At 75.6% G+C, this 4,244-nt stretch carries 4 protein-coding genes; 1 reads left to right on the top strand and 3 read right to left on the bottom strand.

The annotated features are described in order from the left end of the window. Window positions 1-383: hypothetical protein (locus ABZS66_RS60840; RefSeq protein ID WP_354774002.1), on the top strand; the 383-nt coding region annotated here is incomplete at its 5' end. Here the strand turns inward: ABZS66_RS60840 and ABZS66_RS60835 are convergent. The 3 genes from ABZS66_RS60835 to ABZS66_RS60825 all read right to left on the bottom strand — a co-directional run. After that, window positions 346-1,242: a hypothetical protein gene (locus tag ABZS66_RS60835; RefSeq protein ID WP_354774000.1), complete on the bottom strand. Its 897-nt coding sequence runs from the start codon at window positions 1,240-1,242 to the stop codon at window positions 346-348. The two genes, ABZS66_RS60840 and ABZS66_RS60835, sit on opposite strands and share 38 nt — an antisense overlap. A gap of 107 nt (window positions 1,243-1,349) precedes the next feature. After that, window positions 1,350-3,332: an elongation factor G gene (gene fusA / locus ABZS66_RS60830; RefSeq protein ID WP_354773998.1), complete on the bottom strand. Its 1,983-nt coding sequence runs from the start codon at window positions 3,330-3,332 to the stop codon at window positions 1,350-1,352. Window positions 3,333-3,616: 284 nt separating this feature from the next. Continuing rightward, window positions 3,617-4,244, bottom strand: a 628-nt coding sequence (locus ABZS66_RS60825; RefSeq protein ID WP_354773996.1) for an AraC family transcriptional regulator, incomplete at its 5' end; no start/stop codon positions are given.

Genomic DNA, 4,244 nt, shown 5'->3' with positions numbered 1-4,244 from the left:
GGCGCCAGCGCGGCCCAGGTGGTGACCCAGGAGCAGGTGAACCTGTTCGCCGGCGCTGGCAGACGCTCGGCCCGGACGCGTTCACCGACCCGGGCGCGGTCGTCGCCGCGCTGCTGCTGGCCCCGGTCGCGGCGGCCGGGCTGTTCCTGCTGCAGTCGGCGTTCCAGGTCGACGCGCTCGGCTCCAGCTACCCGGCCGACCTCGTCGCCAACCCGTGCACGGCGGTGCTGCTCGGCGCGGTACTGCTGCACGAGGACATCCCGCACTCGGGCACCGACCTCGCCGTGTTCGTGGCCTGCCTGGCGGCGATCGCGTTCGGCGCGTCCAGGCTGGCCACGCACCGTCCTATCGCGACAGTTGACGGGGCGCGGACAGCTCAGTGAGGCGGTGCAGCAGCAGCCCTTCGCGCAGCGCCCACGGGCACACCTTCAGCGCGGCGACACCGAGCACGTCCATCGCCGCCTCCGCGATCACCGCCCCGGCCAGCAGCTGCCGGGCCCGGCTCGCCGCGACGCCGGGCAGCTCGGCGCGCTCCTTCGGGGTCATGCTCGCCAGCCGCGGCACCCAGGCGCGCAGCTTGCGGCGGGTCAGCCGGCGCCCGTCGCCGGCCACCCGGGCCAGCTGCTTGAACGTCTTCGAGGTGCCGACCACCAGGTCGGGGCCGGCGACGCGGGGCACGTCACGCAGCGCGTCGCGGACCCGCTGCCGGACCGCGTCGACGGCGTCGCGGGTGGCCGGGTGATGCGGCAGGAACTGGCGGGTGAGCCGGCCGGCGCCGAGCGGCAGCGACACGGCCACGTCCGGCCGGTCACCGGCGCCGGCCGCGATCTCCATCGACATGCCGCCGATGTCGAGCAGCAGCAGCCGGCCCGCGGCCGGCCCGAGGTACCGCCGGACCGCCAGGAACGTCACGCGCGCCTCGTCCTCGCCGCTCAGCGACCGCAGCTCGACCCCGCAGGCGTCGCGCACCCGGCGGCGGATCTCGGCGTTGTTCGTCGCGTCGCGGATGGTGGCCGTGGCGAGCGGGATCAGGTCGGCGACCGCCTGCTCCCGGGACGCGGCGACGGTGCGGGCCACCGCGGCGACGAGCCGCTCGACGGCGTCGGGTGTGAGCGCCCCGTCCGGGGTGACGGACTCGGCGAGCAGCGTCGGGGCCTTGAGCCGGAAGACCGGGTCGAGCGAGTCGTCGACCACCTGGAGATGCGCCGAGTTCGATCCGACGTCCAGCACCGCGACCCGCATGTGTCCTCCCCGAAACGGACAGTCTAAACGGTGCCGCGTACCCGACGCTGTCGCGCACGAAACACCCGGGGTGCGTTTCCGGCGCACCCCGGGTGTTCCTCCGTACGTCAGGCCGGCACGCTCGCCGGTGCGGGCGCGTACCCGGCCGGGCGGGTGGTGAACGTGCCCCGGCCCTGCGTCCGGCTGCGCAGCCGAGTCGCGTAGCCGAACAGCTCGGCGAGCGGCACCGTCGCCGTCAGGACCACCGTGCCGCCGCGGGCGGTGGACGCGGTGACCCGGCCGCGCCGGGCCGCGAGGTCGCCGAGCACGCCGCCGACGACGTCGTCGGGCACCGTGACGGTGGCCTCCACGACCGGCTCCAGCAGGGCCATGTCGGCCTGCCGGAGCGCCTGCTGCAGGGCCATCCGGCCGGCGGTGCGGAACGCCAGCTCCGACGAGTCCTTCGAGTGCGTGGCCCCGTCGGTGAGCGTCACCTTGACGCCGGTGACCGGGTGGCCGCCGAGCGGGCCCTGGGCGAGCGCGTCGCGCAGGCCGGCCTCGACCGCGCGCACGTACTCCTTCGGGACCCGGCCACCGACCACAGTGGACTCGAACGCGAACTCCTCCTCCGACGGCTCGACGTCGATGTGGACGTGGGCGTACTGCCCGGCCCCGCCGTCCTGCTTGACGTGCCGGTACAGCAGGCCGGTCACGCCGCGCACGACGGTCTCGCGGTACGCCACCTGCGGCCGGCCGACGTTCACCGACAGCCCGGCGGTCTGGCGGATCTTCTCCACCGCGACCTCCAGGTGCAGCTCGCCGAGGCCGGACAGCACGGTCTGGCCGGTCTCGGGGTCGCTGCGCACGGCGAGCGACGGGTCCTCGTCGACCAGCCGCGCGAGGGCTATGGCGAGGCGGTCGGTGTCGGCGCGCACCCGCGCCTCGACCGCCACGGACACGACGGGCGTCGCGGTCGTGGGCGGCTCCAGCAGTACGGGGGCGTCGGGGGCGCACAGCGTCGCGCCGACGCGGGCGTGCTTGATCCCGACGACGGCGACGATGTCGCCGGCCGACGCCCGGTCGACCTCGGTGTGCCGGTCGGCCTGGACGTGCAGGATGCGCCCGACCCGCTCGGTGCGCCGGGTGCCGGCGTCGAGCACGGATGCCCCCTTCCCGATGGTGCCGGAGTAGACGCGCAGGTACGTCAGGCGCCCGGTCGCGGCCGCGTGCACCTTGAACACCAGCGCCGCGAACGGCGCGTCCGGGTCGACCCTGGCGACGTCCAGCGGCGACGGCAGGTACGCGACGACGGCGTCGAGCAGCGGCTCGATGCCCTTGTCGCGGTACGCCGAGCCGCACAGCACGACCACGGCCGCGCCGGCGAGCGTGAGCTCGCGCAGCGCCGCGCGCAGCGTCGCGTCGGTCAGCCGGCCGGTGCCGACGAACTCCTCGAGCGCGCCGGTGTGCAGCTCGGCGACGCGCTCCTCGAGCTCGCGCCGGGCTTCCCGGTCGGCGTCGGTCACCGGGGACTCGCGCAGGGCGGGATCCCAGGTGAGCCGGCGCATCCCGACCAGGTCGACGACGCCCGCGAAGCCGTCCTCGTGCCCGATCGGGCGCTGGACGACGAGCGGCGTGACGTGCAGCCGGTCCCGGATCGACGCGACGGCCGCGTCGAGGTCGGCGCCGGTGCGGTCGAGCTTGTTGACGAACGCGATCCGCGGTACGCCGTAGCGGTCGGCCTGCCGCCACACCGACTCGCTCTGCGGCTCGACGCCGGCGACGCCGTCGAACACGGCGATCGCGCCGTCGAGGACGCGCAGGGACCGCTCGACCTCGTCGGCGAAGTCGACGTGGCCGGGCGTGTCGACGATGTTGAGGCGGTGGCCGGCCCAGGTGACGCTGACGGCCGCGGCGAAGATGGTGATGCCGCGGTCGCGCTCCTGGGCGTCGAAGTCGGTGACGGTGGTGCCGTCGTGGACCTCGCCCTGCTTGTAGGTGGCGCCGGTGGCGAACAGGATGCGTTCGGTGGTCGTGGTCTTGCCCGCGTCGACGTGGGCGAGGATGCCGAGGTTTCTGGTTGTCTGCAGGTTGGTCTTCAGGTCGGTACGCACGGTCCGATGAACCCTTCGAGAAGGATCTGGGCAGGACAGCGCGATTCCGCCCGTGCCGGAGCTAGCTCCGGGTCACGGACGACCCAGTGCCGCCGCGCGTGCGGGCACCGGGAGCGACGAAGACACGAGGATCACCTCGTGCTGCGAGCGGGGAACCACGACAGCGGTGCGGTAGCGCACGGCCGGCTCCCTCCACTCGACGAGTTGACTACGTCCACGGTAACGATCACGCGCAAACGGTTATTCCGCACCCCGCCGACAACCACGGCCGAGCCGCCGACGGGTCAGGGCGGCCGACGCTCCGGTCGAGTGCGGCCGGCGACGCGCGCATGCGGGGAGCCGGTCCCCGCGGCGGCCGGGCGGAGCGCCGGGGGTCGCTGGTCGAAGTACGCGCCGGGTGGGGCGCCGAGCGCCTGGCGGAACGCGGCGATGAAGGCGCTGGGTGTGCTGTACCCGACCCGGCGGGCCACCACCGCCACCGGCGTGCCGGCGGCGAGCAGCTGCAGCGCCGCCCGCAGCCGGGCGTTGGTGCGCCACCGGCCGAAGCTCAGCCCGGTCTCGGCCGCGAACGCGCGGGCGAGGGTGCGGCCGCTCGCGCCGACCTCGCGGCCCCACGCGTCGAGGGAGCGCCCGTCGGCGGGCTCGGCGACGATGCCCTGGGCGACCCGCAGCGCCCGGTCGTCGGCCGGCAGCGGCACGGGCAGGGCGGTGGCGTGCACGGGCCGGAGCAGGTCGAGGAGCACGGCCTCGGCCCGGCGGCGGGCGTCCGCGGGCAGGTCCCGGCTCGCGAGGTGCCCGGCCAGCTCCCGCAGCAGCGGCGTGACGGCGACGACGGTCGGCTCGGTCCAGGCGTGCGGCGACGCCACCCCGGCGCCACCCACCCCGCCGGCCCGCCCGTCCGCGGCCCCCGCC

The sequence above is a fragment of the Dactylosporangium sp. NPDC005572 genome (assembly GCF_040605515.1).
Taxonomy (GTDB): Bacteria; Actinomycetota; Actinomycetes; order Mycobacteriales; family Micromonosporaceae; genus Dactylosporangium.
This window is presented reverse-complemented; position numbering and strand designations above follow the sequence as displayed.

Bases quoted from the DNA above. Each gene is read 5' to 3' on its own strand.
- ABZS66_RS60835 (WP_354774000.1), bottom strand. From the start codon at position 1,242: ATGCGGGTCGCGGTGCTGGACGTCGGATCGAACTCGGCGCATCTCCAG.